The organism is Methanohalophilus halophilus (assembly GCF_001889405.1).
Classification (GTDB): domain Archaea; phylum Halobacteriota; class Methanosarcinia; order Methanosarcinales; family Methanosarcinaceae; genus Methanohalophilus; species Methanohalophilus halophilus.
The window spans coordinates 49,724-71,176 of record NZ_CP017921.1 but is presented as its reverse complement, the minus strand read 5'-3'; the positions used below and the strand labels follow the sequence as shown (position 1 = coordinate 71,176).

Here is a 21,453-nt window from a genome sequence, read left to right as displayed (position 1 = left end):
TTGCAGCTTATTTATCTTTGAGCAGATCGGATGCTTTAACAAGTGGAGTCAATGTCACATTTTCATTCCACAAATTTGCTTCTGCTCCTTCTTCCCTATCAACAACGGTAATCACTTCATCGACATTGGCACCGAAGTCCCGGAGAAGATTGATCGCTTCAAGAACAGATCCGCCACTTGTGGTAACGTCTTCTATCAGTATGACTTTATCTCCTTGTTCCAGATCACCTACAAACCTTCCCCCGGTTCCATAAGCCTTTGCATCCTTGCGTATGAGTAAAAGGGGAATCTCTGTTTTCAGGGAGACAGCTGTTGCAAGAGGAACTCCTCCAAGGGCCACTCCGCCAATACGACTTGTTGTAGGAAGATCAATTCTGGTTGAGGCAATATCTGATATTTTTTTGAGGGTTACAGGATCCGAAATTGCCTTTTTTATGTCTACGTAATATTTGCTGTTTTTTCCCGAGGCAAGGGTAAACTGGCCGAACTTGACGGCTTCACACTTCTTGAGAGCTTCTATGAGTTCATCTTTCTCATTGTTTTCCTGCATGGCAATGGTCTCCTGAGGTTACCAGGGTTCTTTCTTGATTCCAAGTACATAACCTATTATATTGGTCCCTATGTGTAAAAGGGGTGTTAGTATCAGTAAAACTATAATGATATTCAGGGTGAAATTTGCAACAAACCATTGTGGAGCTACCAGGTAGGTCAATATCCAGGCACCTGCTACAAAATCAAGCTGATCTGCAATAGGCAAAGGAGCTCCTCTTTTCAAATCTATCCTCCTTTTAACAAAACTCATTGCCAGATCACCAAGAAGAGAGCCAATCGAAAGAGCAGCAATCGGAATTATTACATCCGGGATTGTATAACCAAAAGGTGGTAATCTGATCCCCATAAACTCGATTCTGCTAAAGGCAATCCATGTTTGCAGAATCCCGGCAACGATCCCAATTAAACTTCCGGCGACAAATCCCCTTATCGTTTTTCCGTCACCAAGTATCCTTCTTCCGTCACCCATGGTTCTTTTGCCATCAATGGGTCTTCCTCCTCCCAAAAGAGCTGCAAAAGGACTTGGAAGGTAGGCAGGCAACATTAACCACACAGCGATAATAATTGTATCAAGCGTCTTGATCAGCCCCTTTTGACTTCAATTATTTTCGTTTTTATATAAGGGTTTGCTGTTTTTATTCCTGTGTGGCCGGTGGGATTTGAACTATTCCCTGAACATTATTCTTTTGAGAAGAATCACTATCAGTTTAAATAATTAACAGTGTGAACTAAAATGTACAAACTCCTTTATACATGAAAATCTTCCTTTCTGCTAATATATTTCTTACAGGACAGGCTTGTTTACATGGATCTACAAAACCTCATTTCCAGAAAAAACCTTATCTTTGTAACAGTGACAGCATTCGGGGCACTTGCAGCTTTGATAACAATTGGAATGCTGACACCCCTTGTGGTTCAGTTTTTAAGCGGTATGCAAATAGGTATGGATGCAACATATTTCAATAACAGGGCAGCACCGATTGCCGGTTTACTTGTAATCCTGCTATGTGCCTGCCTGCTTGTCACCCATATCTCCAGCAGGTATATTGGTATCCTGCTTGGAAGTATAGTTTTATTGTCTGTACTCATGGCAGTGTTTTCTCCTACCGGGAAACTGCTTGTAGACATTTCTATAATTCCCATGCTTGCTGTTTTTGCGGCATCCCTGTACCGCTTGGTTCATGTTATCAGAAAACGCAGTGGCAAATCACGTTTCAAGGGAATAGGTGCCCACATTATCCATATTGGGATTTTGCTGGTGATATTCGGCACCATCTTCAGTTCGGCAATGAAAGTAGAAGATTCAGCTGTAGTTAGCATTGGTGAAGAAACATCATTTGAGGGGATTCCTTATTCTGTGAGTGTGATGGGTATGGATTCAAGTTTTGAAGGTACTCCCTATGACAATTATCCCGGTTCATCGTATGCAACGGATGTTGGTCTTATAATTTCCAAAAACGGGAATGAGTTTGACAGGGGTACAGTTAGGTATATAACCGATATAAAATGGAGACAGACCTATACTTCTACCTATATTAACCGCGCAATCATGGAAGAGGTTTTTATTGCCCCAAAAGCCCTCGATGAAAAATCCGGAGAAGTTGATCTGTATCTGCGGGTAGTTCCATTTATCAGTTTTCTGTGGGCTGGTATTTACATAATGCTTGGTGGTATGTTAATACTGCTCCTTGGAAGTACAGTGCTACCAGACAATGAAAATGAGGTGGCCACATGAATTTTGGAATGATTATTATATGGGTGGCATTTCTGTTTGGTTTGTTTGCTATGGTCTATTCATACCTGGGTTTTCGCAGGGAAGATGAGAATTACCGGAAACTTTCATTAAGACTTGAAATTGCCTGTACTGTTTTGGTCACAGCTGCTTCTGTCATGCTGATATACTATCTTTATGATGTAGCTGCATTCTTTGAGTATGTTTATAATCATTCCAGTCTTGATCTTTCCACATACTATCGTATTTCAGCTTTCTGGGCAGGTCAGGAAGGTTCTCTTTTGTTGTGGGCCTGGGCCATTTCGGTTATGCTTCTGGTTCTCAGGTATTCCTTGCGCTTTTCCAAAGGAAATGTATTCATGGTCACAAGGATACTATCCCTGGGTATTCTTTCGGTATTCCTCATGCTGCTTGTACTTGACAATCCGTTTGCAGTATATTACTCAAAAGCCGGCTCCATTATGGTAAGCAACTGGAATCCGTTTGTCCATCCCTATCACCTAACAGATGGACAGGGCATGAATCCGCTGCTTCGCAATCCCTGGATGGCCGTCCATCCTCCCATCCTTTTTTTGGGCTATGCAGCTTTTACTATTCCTTTTGCATCTGCTATTGCGGGTTTGCTCCTTAATGACAACAGCTGGCGCAAAATAGCCAATAATTGGATGCGGGTTTCCTGGTTATTCCTGACTGCAGGGATAGGTCTGGGTGGTTTCTGGGCCTATGAGGTACTTGGCTGGGGTGCATGGTACTGGAGCTGGGATCCGGTTGAGACCTCTTCATTAATTCCCTGGATAACTGCGACAGCTTATCTGCATACAATATACGGCAGGCAGGGACAGTTCAGGTTCCTGGCGCCAGCAATGGCTATTTTCTCATTTATACTTGTAATTTTTGCAACTTTTGTTACGAGAAGTGGTATGTGGGCTTCTGTCCATTCCTGGCAGGATTTCAATGCAGAAGGCCTCTTAATAGGTATATTCCTTGCAGGAATTACGCTTATGGGAACATCGCTGCTTGCAAAAAGGTATTTTGAAGAACAGGATTGAAACTGTTCTTTGCTTTTTATTTTTAGCGGGCAACAGCCAGGCTTTCAGTAGTGGTATGATCAGGTCGGGTGCGAACCGGGAGTTGAATTGTGAATTCACTACCCTTTCCTTCTAAGCTTTTCACCAGGATTTGACCATTGTGACCTTCAATGATTTTCTTGCAGATGTAGAGGCCAATGCCAGTTCCTCCATATTTTCTTCTTGTGGAACCGTCTACCTGATAAAAACTTTTAAAAATATTTTCTAACTTGTCTTTGGCTATTCCAATTCCTGAATCCCTTATTTTTATCTCGACGTATTTGCCTGTTCTACTGGTGGAAACTTTTATGTTACCATTTGCAGGAGTAAACTTGATTGCATTATCGAGTATATGGAAAATAGCATTTTCCAGGTGTCTTTCATCAGCATTTATATGTGGAATATTTTCTAGGTTTCTTTCAAGTGTCAGGTTATATTTTGTAAAATTAATTGTCAGGTCATTCAGGGTCTTGTTGAGAAGGGAATTTATATCTGTATCTTCAAAATTGTATATCACATTTTGACTAAAGTCTTCACTGGCATAGAGAAGAGCATTGACATGTTGCTGTAGCCTATCACAATTTCTATTTATTGTAAGCAGGGCGTCTTTTTGCTTGCTATTAATTTCCCCGAACTCGCCTTTGGCGAGCAAATCGCTGAAACCTTTGATGGATGCAAGAGGTATTTGTAATTCCTTGCTTATATTGGCGAGAAATTCATTTCTCATGCTGTCCAGTTCCTGAAGTTCTTTATTTGCCTCTAAAAGGGCCATTTCTGCCTGTTTTTTTTCAGTAATATCTTCACCGGAACTGATGGTACCCATGATTTTCCCCTTATCGTCTTTGAGCACAACATCATGCCAGAAAACCAATCGTTCTTCACCTGTACGTGTAAGAATAGGTTTTTCTGAGAATTCGGGAGGTTCAATTTCCCCCTCCAGGACCATTTTATAGCCGGTCTTTATCATGTCCCTTATTCGTTCCGGCAAAAAGACATCGAACCATTTCTGTCCTATAATTTCTTCCTGGGAATACCCCAGAATTTCAGAAGCTTTTTTATTGGCAAGTACTACTTTCAGGTCCCTGTCAACTACGCCTATTATTGTTTGGGCAACATCGATGTAAGTCTGTGCCTGATCCCTTTCTTTTGAAAGTTTATCATAGAGGTTCTTTATTTGTAACAGGGAATTGATTCTTGTGAGAATTTCCAGATCATCGGACTGGTCGGTTATGAAATCATCTGCCCCCTCTGTAAGAGCTGCCCTTATCTCTTCTTTGTCTGTTTTGGTGACCATAATTATGGGGAGATATCGATTACCTGTATTTTGCTTAAGCTCCCTGCAAATGCGGTAGTTAACCTCTTCAGGTACAGTATTGTCAATTATAACTATAGTCGGTGTATTTTTTTTGATAAAAGAAATAGTATCTTTTTTGGGTTCTGTTTGTAGTATCCTGTATGCTGACAGGTACCCTAGCAATTTATCGTTATTTTTGCTGCTTATAAGGGCAATTGTAGGTATTATATCATCAAGCATGTCACCACATCCAGATGCCATTACTATATTAGATATTCATACTTATATATTAATTCATTCTCTAAAAATCCCTATATTATCTTTATTTAGAACATTATCATAATTTTTATATCCCAGGATATTTGCTATCATATTGGTATGTTTTCCCTTTATTTTCTGCAATTCATCTGAGGTATAATCCGTAATTCCTTTCCCGAATACTTGCCCGTTGCACTCGAGCTTTACTATATCTCCGCGATCAAAATCACCATCCACTCCAATTACACCCGAAGGCAGGAGACTCATGCGGTTTCTTACCGCATCTCTGGCTCCTTCATCTACCACGATTGTGCCTGAGGAATGAGCAAGTAAAATCCATCGAATGCGGTTCTTATGTACTTCTCCTTCAGCTAAAAACAGGGTGCCGATTTCTTCGCCTTCCATTATTTTGAGGATTGCGTTTTGGATAGAACTGTTTGCAATTACCATATGGCAGCCTGCGATATTGCATATCTTGGCAGCATCTATTTTTGTTCTCATGCCACCGGTACCCTTTGTACTTGAAGGGCTCCCGCCATAACTTTCTATAGTTGGTGTAACCTCAGACACAGTTTTCAGTAATACAGCATCCTTGTGCCTTTTAGGATTTTTATCATATAAACCATCAATATCCGATAGGAGTATCAGCAAATCGGCTTCCATTTTACTGGCAACCATTGCGGAAAGCCTGTCATTATCTCCAAGGGTAGCTTCTATCTCGTGCACACAGGTACTGTCATTCTCATTGATAATTGGGATTACCCCATATTCCAGTAACGTGGATATGCTGTTTCTCAGGTTGAGATAGGTTAACCTGCTGGTGAAGGAGTCGTAGGTCAAAAGAATCTGGGCAACATTGAGATCGTAAGTACTAAAAGCCTCCATCCATTTTTGCATCAAAATATTTTGACCAACGGCTGCTGCTGCCTGTCGAACCGGAATTTCCCGTGGCTTACAGCCAAGTTGCATCAGGTCAATTCCCACTCCAATGGAGCCAGAGCTAACAAGAATGACTTCTTTTTCCAGACTGTGGAGGTATGCAATCTGTGAGGCCACATGTTTCATGAATTCCTCATTCAATCCTCCACAATCATTACTTATGGAAGTTGTTCCTATTTTGATGACAACTTTTTTAGCGTTGTCAAGGATGACTTTTCTTTTGCTCAAACTCACTATCCCCGGATATCATTTCAAATAATGTCACTAATCTGTTTATCCAGCTTTCTGTGGGTAAATTTTTTTGCCTTATCCCCGGTATAATCGGATACTCTGTCACCATTTCCAAGAAGAATATACTTGTATATCAAAAGACCTTCCATTCCTACGGGCCCCCGTGCATGTATTTTGTTTGTGCTGATGCCAACCTCTGCACCTTTACCATACCTGAAGCCATCGGCAAATCTTGTAGAGGCATTGACCATGACGCTTGAGGAATCCACAAGTTCGGTAAATGTACGGCGCTTGTCCTTGCTTTTAGTAACTATACAATCTGTATGATGGGAACCGTACCTGTTAATATGATCGATTGCTTCATTCATTGAATCAACCATTTTCACAGACAGTATCAAATCATTATATTCGGTACTCCAGTCTTCCTCGGATGCTTTTTTCAAACCCCGGATGCCTTTATCTTCTGCAATAGTGTATGTTTTCTCATCCAACCGGACCTCTACACCTGCTTTGACGAATTTTTCGATCATTTCGGGCAGGAACTTGCTTGCAATATCACTGTTTACAAGCAATGTTTCCATTGCATTGCACACTGCCGGGTACTGTACCTTTGAATCATAACAGACATCAATCGCTTTTTCTATGTCTGCTTCATTGTCCACATAGACATGACATATCCCGTCTGCATGACCTAATACAGGTATCCTGGTATTATCCTGTATGAACTTCACGAAAGCGTTCGAACCACGAGGTATGAGCAGGTCTATATAGGAATCAAGTGCCAGGATGTCCATTACCTCTTCCCGGGTTTCCATCAGTTGAAAGGCCTTTGCAGGAATATCCCCGATTTCTTCTATGGCTTCTTTAAGTATGTTGAAAATAGTACGATTTGAATTAAAGGCTTCACTTCCACCTTTAAAGATCGTTGCATTACCGCTTTTCAGGCACAGGGACATGATCTGCGGAACAACATCAGGACGTGACTCGAAAATAACCCCTATAAGGCCGATAGGACAACTTACCTGGTACAGTTCCAGTCCCTCATCAAGCTCTAAGCAGCTGAGAGTTTTGCCTGTGGGGTCTTCAAGTTCCATGACATCTCTTATACCTGCGATCATTCCATCGATTTTGCTATCATTTACTTTCAGCCTGTCCACAAGAGCCTGTGAGATTTTCCCTTGGTTTTTTAATTGCTCAGCATATTCGAGGTCTTTGCGGTTTGCCTTAAGTATCGAATTTCTATTTTGATCAAGGGCCTCTGCCATTGCTTCAAGCCCTTTATTTTTTAGGAGTGTATTTATGCTGGCAAGTTTGATGGAGGCATCTTTTGCTGGTATGACTTTTTTCTCTGTATTATCGGTCATGGGAACACCTGATTATATGGTTGTAACTATGGCAAGAGCAAATAAGATCATCATATAAAAAAAGCTTTTAGCTATTTGATCGAGGACTTAAAAAATAGTTGAAGAAGCAGGTGACCCTGCTTCAACATTGTGCTTATTTGGCCGGGATGATGAGGGATCTCTCACCAGAAGGCTCGAACTCACGAAGCGCACCGCGTCCGAACTCCTTCCTTGGCTGGGAGAAGTCGAATGGGAGCATTTCGTCGGCGAAACAGACCTTGATCAGTGGGTTGAGTGCGTATGCATCTCCACGACCGGCGTGTGCTGCGGCTGCGATTGCAGCGTAGCCACCCTGGTGACCAACGTTCATTGCGTAGTTCGGATAGTTTGGACCACGGAGTTCGTGGGGCAGACCTTCATCGGACTGGTAGGAGAAGGTGTTGGTTGCACCACACTGGTCCTGCAGGTCGAATCCGAAGAATCCGAGACGTCCGTGACCTTCCTTGTGCAGGTACATACAGAGATACCATGCGGAGAGACCGGCGTTTGCGTTACCGGTTGCAAGGGATCCTGCACTACCGGCGGCTGCGGACAGGACGGTTGCTCTCTGGGATCCACCGAAGTGGTCTTCAAGTGCAACTGGGTATTTCTCGTAGTTCTCGAGACCGTAGAGTGTGGACTCTGTTGCGATATCCTTGATAACATCCATGCTTGGGGCGACCTTGTTGTCGATACCTTTGTCAGCTGCACCGTCATACTTGTCGTTGATGTATTCAACGTCATAGTACAGGTTGTCATCCAGAATGTTGTTGGTGTATGCAGCAGTGGAGTACTGGGTAAAACCGACACCACCAGACATGTAGGATCCGAGCCAGATCTGGTCGTAGAGCATACATCCTGCACCGACTACCTCAAGGGTTACGTTTGCAGGGTCATCTGGGTTTATACGGCTGGTCTGGATGATATCTGAGAGGTTACCAAAGGTAACACCACCAGGTTCGTTTGGTGCACGTGCACGTCTTGCAGGGAGCATGTCACCCATGTTGACAACACCTGCGTGCTTTGCTGCGTAGGAAAGGTCTGCTACAGCTGCTTCACCGGCACACATTCCGTATGCTGCGATGTAAGACATACCAATCTGCATTGCAGTCCACCTTGTGGTCTGACCACCGTCTGTTGTTCTGGATACGATGGTTGGGATGTGGGCTGCCTGCCAGGTGGTATTGCCGATTGCGGATTTGAGCTGTTCTGCCTGTTCTGCAGGGAACTGTTTGTCGATGTCGATGAGGAATTGGTCATCGATCTCGTCTGCAAGTTCATCGTCACCTGTGAATATTTTCACGTAACAGTCATCGACTAGTGCAGGGTGGCTCTCTACCATGTGTTCCTGAACAACTGCACCGCCAGGGAGTGCGTGGTTGAGCACTTCGAGGTAGTGGTTGATTGTTTCAGGGGTTACCTCGATACTCAGTCTTTTCTCGAGGGTTTCGTGGGCCATATCCATACCGACAATACAGGTTCTGCGTATGTCGTCCCACATCTGCTGCATTGCAGCATTGTTGACATAGTGAAGGTCATCATTTTCGACCATCATGTCATCATTGCCGGAGATGAAGGATGGTGTCAGAGCTCTCTGACCGAGAGGGATACCACCGCAGTGCATCATTGGGTTGTATCCTGCAAGGCCCCTCTTTTCTGCAATATCCTTACCGACTTTCTTCATTTCCAGTTTCCTGGGGTTCTGGTCGACACCGAGGCGGTAATATGGAATTCTCATATCTGTAATGTCGCCGCCTTCCATCTTGTTGGTGCCGTGCTCCTTTGTGAATTTAGTTTCTAAATCTTTCTGGAACATTCTTTTTCTGTCGTCTGCCATTTTACTCACTCCTGTACAGCTGGCTTGTATCCATACATGGTTCTCTGTTCAAAGACCCTGTGTACCCATTCGAGGACTTCCTTATCCTCCCTGTATGGGACATTGTCTACACGGTAGATTGTGGTCCTTTTTGCAGCTTCTTCGTCGGACATTGGTTTTCCGAGATCGACCTTCTTGTCGATTGGTCTTCCTACCTGGTCCTTCTGGACGATGATGGTTCCGTTTTCCAGACGTACTCTTTCGAGCATGTCAAACATTACACCATCTTCCTGAAGACGGAGGGAGTGACCGTGTACACTGGCACCACGAAGGCATGCAAGTGCAGGGCAGGTCATTTCGGTTTCAAGCTGGAATTTTGCAAGTTCTTCCATATCCCTTTCACGGGCTTCAACGACCTGACGGCCGGAAAGTGTACCTGGGTCTACGCCTCTGAAGTTAATTGCAGCGTTGTAGGACCTGAAGTATGGGGTGGAAGGTGCATTGTACATTGAATCTACAAACTGTACGTATCTGATCCTGTCACCTGCTTTTGCACCATCTGTAGGTTCTACCATTTCACGGATGGAACATTCTGGTTCGCCCATTTCCGCCAGTGGTGGGTGGGTGCTTGGGTAATCTGTACCGGGAACACGGTGTCCGAGAATAATGGTTAAGTCATCATCAGAGATTTCCCTGAGTTTTTCGACTTTACCGGACATGTGTTTCCTTCTATTTTCCGCAACACTTGTTGCTCCGGGATAAAACTGTGCTTCATATGCCATATGATTACACTCCTTTGTTATCAATTGATTTCATTGTGGATTTCACTGCTTTGACGAGTTCGTTTAACTTGTCTCGTGGACAAGTTTCTCCTCGCGTCACTCCAGTCACAATCTCCATCACTTTTCCCTTTGTCTGGATGTTTTTATCTTGAGGTTTTACCAATCTAGTATGGATACCGGCCTTTGCAAAATCTTCAAAGTCCACGATTGTCTGACAGACAACCACTGCCGGCACTTCTGCATGGACCAATATTTCCCTTACTTTCCTGACAACGTGATCACGAATGTTTCCTGTATGAATGACTGCCATCTTGTGTCTATTTATCTGTTTGATCTCCTCCGGGTTGATGCCGAAGGAACCGGATTTCATTTGTTCATCGGGAACTCCTGATCCCGAATTGAGCACAAGCACACTTACCTGTATGTCTTCTTTGCGCATTCCGTAAGTCAGTTCGCAAATAGGCTTGGTGATATGGCGTCTCCCGGGACTCATAGCGACTGCGACTACGTCGGTCCTGCCGGCTTCGGAGAGTGTACCTCTCTGGGCAAGTCCGCCTCCTTTGCCAAGGCCCATTCCGTGTCTGCAATCTACAACCTGGGTTTCCCGGTCAAACATCTGGAATCATTCCTTTTCGTTTGTTCTCAGGAGGTTTACCTGTGATTCGATCTTGCTTTTCGGGTCATAAAGACCATATAGGGCAGGATCGGCAGTAGGACCCCTTTTTGCATAATCTGAAACCGTTTGCCTTGTCTGGATGAAACGCCCTTCCCTAATGTCATAACCGCAGGGAAGTGTGTCTTCACAAATTGCATTTATATCTTCCATGACTTCCTTTCCGGCAAGTTCCAGTGTAATCCTTCCCACAAGTACTTCCAGACCCATTTCGGTCTTACCAAAATGTACATTTGTCCTTAATGGATGATGTACGGGTGTTCCGACAGCAGGTCCGAATGGTACTTTTGTAGGTAGGCGCGGTCCCTGTATGAATGCCCTTTGTATACCTTCCAGACTGCAAATTTTATTGAGCAGCCCCTCTACGGTATCGGGTTTTATCATACGTTTTGGGAATATTTCGATCTGTATGGGTTTTTTTGTGTCTGAAGCAGAAGTTTCCATTATTGGTACCTTCAATCTTTGTGACTCATTTAGAGTGATTCAGCAACTGCTTTTATTGGTTCTCTGAATTCTTTGATTGAACCGAATACGTCACCTATGAGGCCGGATGTTTTCTCGATGGAGAACATCTGTGTACCTGCATCAAGTGATACACCAGCGGATACACATGGAATTGCGAATCCTCTTGAGTGTCTGGTTACAATGTGGTTACCGTTGAATACACCGGGGCCACCGCCACCATAGATAGAGTGGCTGAAGAAAGAGAATCCGACAGCAGTACCCTGTGCCCTACCCATGTCACAGCCAGGCAGGCCAGTTTCTTTCTCAATGATATCGTTGTAATACAGAATTGTGGATGACACATTCTGGGCAGCCCTGCCTGCACCACAGTTTATCATTGTAGCGGCAAGTTGACCGGCTGCAGCGTATGCATTCCACATGGATACATCGTTTGCCTTGTAGAAGTTATAACCTGAAGGAGCAGTGTTGTCGACTTCGATTACATTGTCCTCAATTGCTCTTTCTACAACAGACTGTACTACGGTACCGACGGTTCCGTCTTTACCATTGTCTTTTACAAGATCGTATACTACGTTGTTGGCGTTAAGGCCCTGGCATGCAAATCCAAGAAGCTGATGTCTCTCGAATTCTCCGACTGCGTTACCCATTTCGAACATACCTGCCTGTTCAAAGATGGAAGACAGTGCTGCTGAGTTCATTGCTTTTTTCTCTGTAATTGCAGCAATGTGGTTGGTCATGATGTTCCTCAGGGAGTAACCCAGACCTTCGTTCTTCTGTGGGATGTTCAGGATTGAAGCGATGTTTCCACCGGCCATATCCATTGTCTGTGGGTAGTTACCCCATACTGCTCCTTTGACCACAGGTGCGTTGAACATGTCAATGTTGAACATGTCAACAATGGTCTGGACGGTTGCTGCTGCACTTACGGTAAGTGCGGAAGAGTAATCAGCACCGGCGGTGAGCCTTGCGGTTGGAAGCTGAACAAGAAGTTGCTTGCCGCCACCGAGAGTCTCGATGTTTGTGTCGTCATCACCGTCTATCTGTACAAGATCCTTTACGGAATCTGCAATTGCACCAGCGTTTTCGACAATATCGAGTTCCATTTCACGTCCCGGCATGTGACGAGCCTTTCCGCCCATCTTACCGGTTGCGAGAGATTTTTGAATACCTCCCAGGTTGACTGCTACAGTCCTCTTTGTGTCTCCGATGATACGCTGAATTGCTGCGTTCCTTGTAGGAGCGAGCTCTTCAATTGCAACGCCGCTTTCTAAGAGTTTTCCTCTGTCGTCGTAGATGTCTATTTTGTCAGACACGTATTTTCCTCCTTTAAGTTTTTTTAATGGAAAGAAAATCCCCATTTGGAAAGCAACCACGCTTGAGCGAGGATATGCTGTAAGCACTTTCAGGGTGAGAATGCCTTCCAGTCGGTTTTCTTTAATTTATTCATGTCAGCAATGGAGTTTTTGCCTTTAAAACTTTTGCATTCGTTTTTTGACCAGGTAGGATATGCAACGATTATTCATGATGTATAATCAATTGCATTTGATTTTTTACTTAATTAACCACAAAGATTTAGTAATATCTTTTTCTACCACTTGGACACATGGAGATTGTTGCTGATATTGGAGGCAGTCCTGGAATTGACTGCCGCGGGTTTTGTTCATATTGTTATTTTAAGAAGGTACAGGAAGTACCACCTTTTGGTTGCAAGCACTGTTTTCCTTTTGCAAAGGGTTGTGATTACTGTACACGTAGTATAAGGGAATCCTATCCCGGCTTTAAACCTCTGCAGATTATAATGAGGGATGTATCCCAGAATTTACGTTTTTCATCTTCTGAACCGGATAAATTCACAATCAGTGGGGGTGGCGATATCAGCTGCTATCCTGACCTCAAGGAACTTGTCAGCTCGCTTTCTCGTTTTGGAAAGCCCATTCATCTGGGATACACAAGCGGAAAAGGCTTTGACGATCCCGATGACGCTTCCTTTTACATTGAAAACGGTGTCAGTGAGGTTTCTTTTACGGTTTTTGCAACCGACCTTCAACTCAGGGCCAAATACATGAATGATCCTGAGCCGGAAGCTTCAATTGAAATTCTTCGCCGCTTCTGTGAAAAATGTGATGTATATGCTGCTATCGTCCTGATTCCCAGTGTAAATGATGGTGATATCCTGGAAAAAACCCTTTCAGATCTTCAGGAAATGGATGCAAAAGGAGCAATATTGATGCGTTTTGCCAACAGTCGCGAAGAAGGTTTGATCCTGCGCAATTCCCCTGTCCTGGAAAATATCACTACACATTCGATAGAGGAATTTGAGACCATAGTAAGAAATGCGGCAAACAAATTTGATCTGCGTATCACCGGCACACCTCTTGAAGATCCCCTTATAGGCTGTCCTTTTGCCATAAGAAAGGACAAAGCAGCACTGTCCAAACTCCCGAAAGTTACAAAGACCGCAACTATTGTTACCAGTAAAGCTGCCCATCCGAGATTACAGGAAGTTTTCGAGGCGCTGGATGCACCTGTCAATGTTGTGGCGGCAGGCAAGGATATTGGATGTCTGATTACAATTGAGGATTTCCAGGTACTTGACCTTTCACAGATAAAGGAAACTGTAATGATTCCGGGACGCACGCTTGCTCATGATCCGGAGATAAAATCAATCCTTTCAAATGACGGTGTGGAGAGACTTATCAGACGAGGTCCGGACCAGCTCACCTATGACGGTGAAATGTCCATTGGTCTGGATAGGGATGAAGTACTTGCTTTTGAGATAGAGAATCTCACCGAGCTTATCCAGCACATAAATGTAGTTGGACTTCCTGTGGAATAATTACATATAATCAGCAAGTCCCATCTGCTTTGATTTATCGTTCTTAAACAACGATTCGATATCGTATCCGATAAGTTCGATGCGCTGCTGCGTATAACTTGATACATTATACTTTTTTGCAACCTTCAGTGATACTTCAAGATATTTCTTGACCGCTCCCTCATGAACAGTTAGTATGACTCTCCCGCCACAATGCGGGCATGTACCTGTAAGGGGTGCCCTTCTGAATTTCCCGCCACATTTGACACATCTGGTGCCCTGTCTGGAAAATGCCCTGAGGTTGCCGAAAAGATCGGGGAGGAAGTGTGATATGAGGACTCTTTCAGCCACATCTGCCACATCAACTGCACGTATTTTTTCCGCCAGAGAGAGTTGGGCATCCATTTTTTCCACCATAGAACCCAGTGTCTTGTATGCACTTTTGATTGGTCCGCCGGCAATATCCGAAGTATCGTGTGTAAACATGAATCCGTCAAACTGTGCCGGGGTCCCTAACCTGCTGCTGACCAGGTCCATTGTTTCTTCCAGTTCCTTGGGATTTATATAATTCAAGGTGGTTTCATAAAATTCCAGTGGATAAGAGGAACAAACGTCAATGTTGTGTGCTTCCTTATCAACTTCACTGGGATCAATCCTGGTTGTAAGCACAAGAGGGGCATCCATCTTTCCTCCCCTTTTATCAGGCAGGTATTCATGTGAAAAGTTAATCAGACCGTCCATAAGCAACATGACGCAATCCTCATCACCATCACAATTACGTCTTTTTGCTGCATGGAAGAAAGGATGTGCATATCCTACGGATGATTTTGTGAATCCTACCAATCTGCCCAGAACTCCCGCTGATGTATGTGGAGCCAGACCGATTAGCATCACCCCGATAATGTCCTCTATAGATTCTGCTTTGTAATGGGGTTCAAGCCCGTAATACTTCACAAGCAGGTCATCAATGTATTTTGTAGTTTGAAGTATGTACTCTGCCGCACCCCGGGACACCACCAGGTCCTGTACTTTAAGGGTTACAACCTGATCATCCCTTTCCAGTTTATCGCCATTAATATCTGTCTCATATCCCAGTTCAAGAAGTTTTTCAGCCGTGATTCCCAGTTCATCGGCCCGGATGTGTGTCAGGGGAAGGTCCGACATGTCGTACCTGACAGTTCCATCCTTGAATGTGAAAAGGTCATGTTTTGCTCGAAGTATTCCTTTTTCGAGAGGTTCAGGGGTCATGTGTTTTGACATCATCCTTTTTACCCCTTTAAAGGATTCCAGTTTATTTCTCTCCCCTAACCTCTCAAATGCCCTGTCGTATACAGTTTTAAAATTTATATTGTGGGCGGTTACACAGGATGTGGAGGCTTTACATTTTGGACATATGTCCTTATTGACAGCCCTGCCACAACGGGGGCAGAAAAGTTTTGGAATTGTATGGGTGCCACACTCACATCTGAATTCATGGGTTTCCATTCCACAGTTGGGGCAAATCCGGTTTCCTATCTCTATTTTTATTTCGCCCACTTTGCTGTTGTTGTTGGCTTTATAGGATGCGGCACTTGAGAGCATGCGGGTATTTCCTCCGCTTTCACCTATCGGAAACAATACATGGGGGGCGGGGGACATTTTACGCCGATTAGCTTTTTCCGGCCTTCCCATCCTTGCCCCGATGCGCATTGGTGCTTTCTCTCTGACGGTCCATCCTGAGAGTTTATTGACGCATTCAAGTATATCTTCACAAGGTAATTCTTCCCACTGCTTTTTCAGATCCTCTCCCAGCCCCAGGCAATGTATAAAAGGCAAAGGATTGTTTATTGTAATTTTACTATCATAAATCCGATGTAATAAGAGAAGTTTTTCCAGAATGGTTTTTATTCCCTGCTCCTTTGCTTTTCCTTCAGGTAGCAACAGTTGATTTCCCTGGTCTTCTTTTATGCCATTTTCAGCAATGAATTCTGCAATTTTTACGAATTCGTCTCTGTCAATGTCGTTCCATATACAGGTGTAATCAGGGTGCAGGGGGAGATTATAACGGTTACAAATATCCATTACTTCATGCTGGTTTGGATTTTCAGGGGCATTTAAGCCAGTTTTTTTTACGTATTCCTGTACCCACCATTCCACACAGTAAGATGCAGGTATAAGTGGATGATTATTTTCCAGGAAATCCCCATAATTGATAAGTATTTCACCAATATCGATAATGGCTTCCACCTGTGAATGTAACTCGATTGCAGTTTTTTCATCATCTATCCGAAGCACATCTCCGTTGTAGAGACGCACGGTTGGTCCTTCGATAGAGTCCACAGGTGCCATTCCGGCAGCTTTTCCGGGTCTTTCTATTTTTAGCTGGGTGCCGGCAACGATGAAATTATCCATTATGACCATGCCGGCGGGATTTATGCCGGATGCTGCAAATGATGTGTTGCGTGACCTGCCATAGCGGAGCCTGAATCCACCAGGCCTGGATGGGTGGGAAAATACAGGTCTGCCTGCAATGAGGTCCCGCATATATTTATCCTTGGGCTTGACCTTGGTTTTCTCATCTTTATCTTCCTCATCTGAACTCCCTCCTGAAATGAACGTATCCAGCCATTCCCATTCGTCTATTTTGAGTTTGTTCACATGTTTTTGTACCTTTGGAGCTTTTAGGGCCAACCCCTCGGCAAGTACGAGTGCCATCCCCCCGCGAACCCTGTTTGTTTCGATCCTGTCAAGGTTTCTGTAACCTTCAACTTCTTCCTGCTCAGTGGGCTCTCCATCTATGCAGATAGGACAATTTTCAACGATCAGGCGTATCTCATCTTCAGAGGGCATGTACTGGAGAGTGGCAATTCGTCTGTATAGCAATATTTCTTCGACATATCTTTCCACTTCCTCCTTGCGTGGCTTGTATCTGTCAACACCGATTCCTCTTCTTACATAATCTCCAACAAGTACAGAAAGGGCCTGTGCCGTACCACCGGCACTGCGTATAGGTCCCGCGTAGTATATCTTGATGTATTCCGTACCATCATCATTTTTGCCCAGGTCTACCCTGTCGATCCCCTCTATTGGTGCGGCAACTACACCTTCTGTAAGCATTGCAATCGCCACCCGGATGGCGCTCTCTATTGCCTCACGTTTTGTATCAAAATTTCCCACATTGCCAGCAGCGATATCTTTTCCAAGTGCCAGGGCTGCTTCTTCCCTCGAAAGATCGGTTTCAAGTTCCCGGATACGCCCGGCTACACCTTCAACCCCTATGAGATTTTCTACCCGGTCTGCAAGGTCTTTGGCGAAGGGAATTTCTGTTTCGGGTTTTGGATCCTTTCCCTGGGAACGTGCCCTGTTTGCTATTTCAATTTCATTCTGCAGCACTCCTTCCATCAGGTCGAAGTATTTCTGCATGGTTTCGCTTACTACAATGTCTCCCATTATGATCTGCCTTTCACAATCAATATGTGGTATAGTAAAAAAAGTCTGCCATAGGAAAATTCAGGCATACATACCTGCCGACTCAGGAGACATGACAAGTGTATTGATCTCTTTTTTGTATTTTTCAATGCTTTTGAGGACATCATCGGTGGTCAGGGTTTCGGTTTCTATATCTTTTAAGTCCGAGCGGGTTATGACATCAGGCATCTGTTTGCGCAATTTGACGATTTTATTAAATACACAGGCATTAACTATCCCTTTAACGTCAGCACCCGTTAGTCCTTTGCTGGCTTTTGCCAGTTTTTCATAATCCATTCCTTCCTCAAGGTTGCGTCCATTTAAGTGTATATGGTAGATATCCTGCAGGGCCTTTTCATCGGGGAGGGGTACCTCCATTTTCAAATCAAATCTTCCCGGGCGCAGGAATGCCGGATCTATATGGTTGGGACGGTTTGTAGCACCCATTATGATCACTCCTTTTGTACTTTCGATCCCATCCATTTCCTGCAAAAGAAGGGATACTATCCTTACTGTAACCTCATGGGAAGTGTCTCTCTGGGGCATTAATGCATCAATTTCATCAATAAAAATTACTGAAGGGCTGTTATCCTTTGCTTTTTCGAAAAGGGAGTTTAAGTTTTTCTCTGATTCTCCGTACCATTTGGAAAGTATGTCTGAACCATTTATGGAATAGAAGTTTGCATCGAGTTCTTTTGCAGCAGCCTTTGAAAGCATGGTCTTTCCGGTACCCGGCGGGCCATATAACAGAATTCCACGAGGTAATTCTGCCTTGTAAACTTCATATATTTTAGGAAAACGTATTCCCAGGTCGATTAGCATGAGTTGCTCTTTTGCTTCCCTGCATCCTCCTACATCTTCAAAATCAATGTCCAGAAATTCGCGTGGTATGACTTCGAATTTTCCACCTTCTCCTGTTTTTTCTCCTTCCTTTTCTTCAAAAGAATGGGGTTTATATTCGGGTTCTCTTTGGGGCATTGGCACAAGGGATAGATCACCTTCTCCCTCGCCTGCTTCATATCCACAGTTTACAAGTATCTCGAGTATTTCCAGGAATGCGGGGATGTTTTCTTTTAATTCGGCAGGATCAAGAATTGAGGTTGAGGATATTTTGAATGTATTTTTGGTATAACTGAGTATGTAGAGATTTTTGTTTTCCGTGCTGAATATGCGTAAACTTTTTTTTGTGCCTTCGATTGAATATTTATCTCCCGGCAGTTCTCTTTTTAATAATTCGATGGTTTTTTCAGCACTTGCTTGCTCCCCGAGCACAACTCTTCCATATATATCATAAAGCTCATCGTTGAAGGAATTTGGAGACACAAGGACAGCTGAAATTTCGTAAATCTCATCCCTTGTATGCAGGGGAGAAAGTAATGAAACAACACTTTCTTCGTTGATTGAGAAGAATATGTTATTGTAATCCTTCATATTCAGGACATCACTGTTTATCTTAAAAGGCATATTTCAAAATTTGATCTCCGTCTTTTAAAAAGGTTGCGGCATTTAAATAGTGTTTTTATGATGATGTTTTATGAATAAAAAGCAGTCCTTTGGCCTATTTTGCAGGAAAAATATAACTAATATTAAAATCAAATTTATATTGATGTTTATTGAGAGGTGACTACTATGAAGAAATTTATAACTATTCTAATGGCCCTATTTATCTTTTCCATGTCTGCAGGTGCCACGATTGTTGATGACATGAAAAGTGAGGTGGATGAATACAATGCCAATTCAGATAACATCCCCTCTTCCCTGAAAGACATGCTGGGGGGTGAACGTATCCATGTCATAGTAGATATGAACAATGGTTCCACCCTGGATCTCAAAGTAGTGACAAGCGATGCCATTATAGTTGAGTTTGGTGAATTGGAAGATGGTGAAGAATTTGGGCCGACTCTTATTGTTAACACGAATGAAAATACTGCAAGGTCTATAATGGATTCTCCTTCTCCTGCACAGGTTTTTCTGGATGCTTATGACAGAGGGGATATTGAGATAACTTCTCCAAGCTTTACAAAACAAGTCTCTCTCACAGTAGGGAAATTTGTATTGAAAGTGTCCCAGTGGCTGGGCTTTTACTGATATAATTTCCTGTCTGTTTTCTTTTTTTATTATTACTGTCTGGCCTTTCTACCAGAAACTACATAAAAGTTCATGCATAATTAGTTACAATTCTACTTATTGCATGTATGCTATTACTGGCATATTTTTGCCCGGTGTGGCCAATCAGACTTATCAATAAGAGGACATGAAGAGGTATTCTATGAAAGTTAAAATAACGGAAACAATTCTGAGGGATGCGCACCAGTCGCTTCTTGCGACGAGGATGCGCACGAGGAGTATGTTGCCTATTATTGAAGAACTGGACGAGGTTGGATATTACTCTCTCGAGATGTGGGGAGGGGCAACCTTTGATTCCTGCATCAGGTACCTCAATGAAGACCCCTGGGAAAGGCTGCGTGAAATTAAAAACCATATGAATAACACATATGCCCAGATGCTTCTGAGAGGACAGAATCTTGTCGGATACAGGCATTATTCCGATGATGTGGTCGAAAAGTTTGTTACCAAGGCCTATGAAAACGGTATTGATATCTTCCGTATATTCGATGCTGTCAATGATATACGTAATATGGAAAAGTCAATTACCGTTGCAAAAGGGTTGGGGGCCCATGTACAGGGTACAATCTGTTACACCACAAGCCCGGTTCACACCGTTGAAAAATATGTGGATTTTGCTAATGAGCTGGCTGCTATGGATTGTGATTCTATTTGTATCAAAGACATGGCAGGGCTTCTGGCACCAAATGAGGCCAAAGAACTGGTAACTTCTCTAAAAAAGGAAGTTGGACTGCCTGTAGATCTCCACTGTCACTGTACTTCTGGTATGGCTCCTATGACTTATATGGCGGCATGTGATGCAGGTGTAGATATATTGGATACTGCACTGTCTCCCTTTGCCTGGGGTACTTCCCAGCCTCCCACTGAATCCGTGGTAGCTGCACTGAAAGGAACACCTTATGATACAGGTCTGGATCTTGGGCAACTTGCTGAAGTAAGCCGTTATTTCAAGGAAATCAAATCCAAATACAGTGGGGTAATCAATCCGATATCTGAGCAGATTGATACCAATGTACTTTTGTATCAGATTCCGGGGGGTATGCTTTCCAACCTTGTATCCCAGTTAAAGGAGCAGAACGCCCTTGACAGGTATGATGATGTACTGGAAGAGATGCCAAAAGTCAGGGCCGAACTTGGATATCCGCCTCTTGTAACACCTACAAGCCAGATTGTGGGCTCACAGGCTGTACTTAATGTTCTCATGGGTGAACGGTACAAAGTTATTCCCAGGGAAGTCAAAGATTACGTAAGAGGTCTTTATGGCCGTTCACCATCACCTATCAGCGATGATATTATTACCATGATCATTGGTGAAGAAGATCCAATCGATGTAAGGCCGGCCGATCTGCTTGAACCTGAGTATGATAAAAGGAAAAAAGAAGCTGAAGAAATGGGTATTGTCAAAAAGGAAGAAGACATATTGACTTATATCCTGTATCCTTCAATCGCTCCGAAATTCTTGCTTGGGGAGGCCAAGGAAGAAAAACTTGCACCTGCCAAACAAACTGCATCACCACCTCTGTCTCAGGTTTCCATACCTACCAGATTCAAGGTGGAAGTGGATAATGAAGTCTTTGATGTACAGGTAGAACCAATGGATGGTAGTGTTGTTGCAGTCGAGGAAAGCAGCCCAAAGACTCCTTCTGCTTCAGCATCTTCTCCTGGTGCTGTAACCTGTCATATGCAGGGTATGGTTCTCTCAGTTGACGTCAACGTTGGAGATAATGTTGAAGAGGGGGATAAGATTGGTGTCATTGAAGCAATGAAAATGGAAAATGCCATCAATTCACCGCATGGCGGTGTGGTCAAGGAAATCCTTGTTGCTGTAGGTGATGCAGTAGCAACGGATGATGTGATTATGATCATTGAGTGA

Annotated in this window: 17 protein-coding genes; 5 read left to right on the top strand and 12 right to left on the bottom strand. The window is 43.6% G+C overall.

The genetic code is table 11. The annotated features are described in order from the left end of the window. Positions 1–7 precede the first annotated feature (7 nt). Positions 8–550: an orotate phosphoribosyltransferase gene (gene pyrE / locus BHR79_RS00345; RefSeq protein ID WP_072560221.1), complete on the bottom strand. Its 543-nt coding sequence runs from the start codon at positions 548–550 to the stop codon at positions 8–10. Between the two features lie 18 nt (positions 551–568). Then, the gene (locus BHR79_RS00340) at positions 569–1,117 is read right to left on the bottom strand and encodes a CDP-2,3-bis-(O-geranylgeranyl)-sn-glycerol synthase (RefSeq protein ID WP_268766005.1); all 549 of its coding nucleotides are present in this window, start codon (positions 1,115–1,117) and stop codon (positions 569–571) included. 240 nt (positions 1,118–1,357) lie between these two features. On the opposite strand from BHR79_RS00340, the gene BHR79_RS00335 reads away from it, so the two are divergent. Both BHR79_RS00335 and ccsA read left to right on the top strand, forming a co-directional pair. After that, positions 1,358–2,287 (top strand): cytochrome c-type biogenesis CcmF C-terminal domain-containing protein, encoded by a 930-nt coding sequence (locus BHR79_RS00335; RefSeq protein WP_072560217.1) that lies wholly within the window; start codon positions 1,358–1,360, stop codon positions 2,285–2,287. Then, positions 2,284–3,333, top strand: a complete 1,050-nt coding sequence (ccsA, locus tag BHR79_RS00330; protein ID WP_072560215.1) for a cytochrome c biogenesis protein CcsA — start codon at positions 2,284–2,286, stop codon at positions 3,331–3,333. Before BHR79_RS00335 ends, ccsA begins: the two co-directional genes overlap by 4 nt. A 22-nt stretch (positions 3,334–3,355) precedes the next feature. Here ccsA and BHR79_RS00325 read toward each other — a convergent pair whose 3' ends face one another. From BHR79_RS00325 to mcrB, 8 genes are all read right to left on the bottom strand, one after another. Then, entirely contained in the window at positions 3,356–4,906 is a 1,551-nt protein-coding gene (locus BHR79_RS00325) for a hybrid sensor histidine kinase/response regulator (protein ID WP_083432970.1), read from the bottom strand. Between the two features lie 33 nt (positions 4,907–4,939). After that, positions 4,940–6,070, bottom strand: a complete 1,131-nt coding sequence (gene proB / locus BHR79_RS00320; RefSeq protein WP_072560211.1) for a glutamate 5-kinase — start codon at positions 6,068–6,070, stop codon at positions 4,940–4,942. Between the two features lie 23 nt (positions 6,071–6,093). Beyond that, positions 6,094–7,437 (bottom strand): glutamate-5-semialdehyde dehydrogenase, encoded by a 1,344-nt coding sequence (locus tag BHR79_RS00315; RefSeq protein WP_072560208.1) that lies wholly within the window; start codon positions 7,435–7,437, stop codon positions 6,094–6,096. Between the two features lie 133 nt (positions 7,438–7,570). After that, on the bottom strand, positions 7,571–9,292 hold the full coding sequence (gene mcrA, locus BHR79_RS00310) for a coenzyme-B sulfoethylthiotransferase subunit alpha (protein ID WP_072560206.1): 1,722 nt from the start codon (positions 9,290–9,292) through the stop codon (positions 7,571–7,573). Between the two features lie 5 nt (positions 9,293–9,297). Continuing rightward, complete coding sequence (gene mcrG, locus BHR79_RS00305) at positions 9,298–10,053, bottom strand: coenzyme-B sulfoethylthiotransferase subunit gamma (RefSeq protein ID WP_072560204.1); 756 nt, start codon at positions 10,051–10,053, stop codon at positions 9,298–9,300. A gap of 4 nt (positions 10,054–10,057) precedes the next feature. After that, positions 10,058–10,669, bottom strand: a complete 612-nt coding sequence (mcrC, locus tag BHR79_RS00300) for a methyl-coenzyme M reductase I operon protein C (protein ID WP_072560202.1) — start codon at positions 10,667–10,669, stop codon at positions 10,058–10,060. 6 nt (positions 10,670–10,675) lie between these two features. Then, a complete protein-coding gene (gene mcrD, locus BHR79_RS00295; protein WP_072560200.1) occupies positions 10,676–11,170 on the bottom strand; it encodes a methyl-coenzyme M reductase operon protein D in 495 nt (164 codons plus the stop codon). A 29-nt stretch (positions 11,171–11,199) separates the two neighbouring features. Next, positions 11,200–12,504, bottom strand: a complete 1,305-nt coding sequence (gene mcrB, locus BHR79_RS00290; protein ID WP_072560199.1) for a coenzyme-B sulfoethylthiotransferase subunit beta — start codon at positions 12,502–12,504, stop codon at positions 11,200–11,202. A gap of 290 nt (positions 12,505–12,794) precedes the next feature. On the opposite strand from mcrB, the gene mmp10 reads away from it, so the two are divergent. After that, on the top strand, positions 12,795–14,027 hold the full coding sequence (mmp10, locus tag BHR79_RS00285; RefSeq protein ID WP_072560197.1) for a methyl coenzyme M reductase-arginine methyltransferase Mmp10: 1,233 nt from the start codon (positions 12,795–12,797) through the stop codon (positions 14,025–14,027). Here mmp10 and BHR79_RS00280 read toward each other — a convergent pair whose 3' ends face one another. After that, positions 14,028–17,435: a DNA polymerase II large subunit gene (locus tag BHR79_RS00280; RefSeq protein ID WP_072560195.1), complete on the bottom strand. Its 3,408-nt coding sequence runs from the start codon at positions 17,433–17,435 to the stop codon at positions 14,028–14,030. Between the two features lie 60 nt (positions 17,436–17,495). Further along, entirely contained in the window at positions 17,496–18,917 is a 1,422-nt protein-coding gene (locus BHR79_RS00275; protein ID WP_072560193.1) for an ATP-binding protein, read from the bottom strand. 165 nt (positions 18,918–19,082) lie between these two features. On the opposite strand from BHR79_RS00275, the gene BHR79_RS00270 reads away from it, so the two are divergent. Then, positions 19,083–19,541: a hypothetical protein gene (locus BHR79_RS00270; protein ID WP_072560191.1), complete on the top strand. Its 459-nt coding sequence runs from the start codon at positions 19,083–19,085 to the stop codon at positions 19,539–19,541. A 181-nt stretch (positions 19,542–19,722) separates the two neighbouring features. Beyond that, positions 19,723–21,453, top strand: a complete 1,731-nt coding sequence (gene oadA, locus BHR79_RS00265) for a sodium-extruding oxaloacetate decarboxylase subunit alpha (protein ID WP_072560190.1) — start codon at positions 19,723–19,725, stop codon at positions 21,451–21,453.

Coding starts and splice junctions, on each gene's coding strand:
- pyrE (WP_072560221.1), bottom strand. CDS start 550: ATGCAGGAAAACAATGAGAAAGATGAACTCATAGAAGCTCTCAAGAAG.
- BHR79_RS00335 (WP_072560217.1), top strand. CDS start 1,358: ATGGATCTACAAAACCTCATTTCCAGAAAAAACCTTATCTTTGTAACA.
- ccsA (WP_072560215.1), top strand. CDS start 2,284: ATGAATTTTGGAATGATTATTATATGGGTGGCATTTCTGTTTGGTTTG.
- BHR79_RS00325 (WP_083432970.1), bottom strand. CDS start 4,906: ATGGCATCTGGATGTGGTGACATGCTTGATGATATAATACCTACAATT.
- BHR79_RS00315 (WP_072560208.1), bottom strand. CDS start 7,437: ATGACCGATAATACAGAGAAAAAAGTCATACCAGCAAAAGATGCCTCC.
- mcrA (WP_072560206.1), bottom strand. CDS start 9,292: ATGGCAGACGACAGAAAAAGAATGTTCCAGAAAGATTTAGAAACTAAA.
- mcrG (WP_072560204.1), bottom strand. CDS start 10,053: ATGGCATATGAAGCACAGTTTTATCCCGGAGCAACAAGTGTTGCGGAA.
- mcrC (WP_072560202.1), bottom strand. CDS start 10,669: ATGTTTGACCGGGAAACCCAGGTTGTAGATTGCAGACACGGAATGGGC.
- mcrD (WP_072560200.1), bottom strand. CDS start 11,170: ATGGAAACTTCTGCTTCAGACACAAAAAAACCCATACAGATCGAAATA.
- mmp10 (WP_072560197.1), top strand. CDS start 12,795: ATGGAGATTGTTGCTGATATTGGAGGCAGTCCTGGAATTGACTGCCGC.
- BHR79_RS00280 (WP_072560195.1), bottom strand. CDS start 17,435: ATGGGAGACATTGTAGTAAGCGAAACCATGCAGAAATACTTCGACCTG.
- BHR79_RS00275 (WP_072560193.1), bottom strand. CDS start 18,917: ATGCCTTTTAAGATAAACAGTGATGTCCTGAATATGAAGGATTACAAT.
- BHR79_RS00270 (WP_072560191.1), top strand. CDS start 19,083: ATGAAGAAATTTATAACTATTCTAATGGCCCTATTTATCTTTTCCATG.
- oadA (WP_072560190.1), top strand. CDS start 19,723: ATGAAAGTTAAAATAACGGAAACAATTCTGAGGGATGCGCACCAGTCG.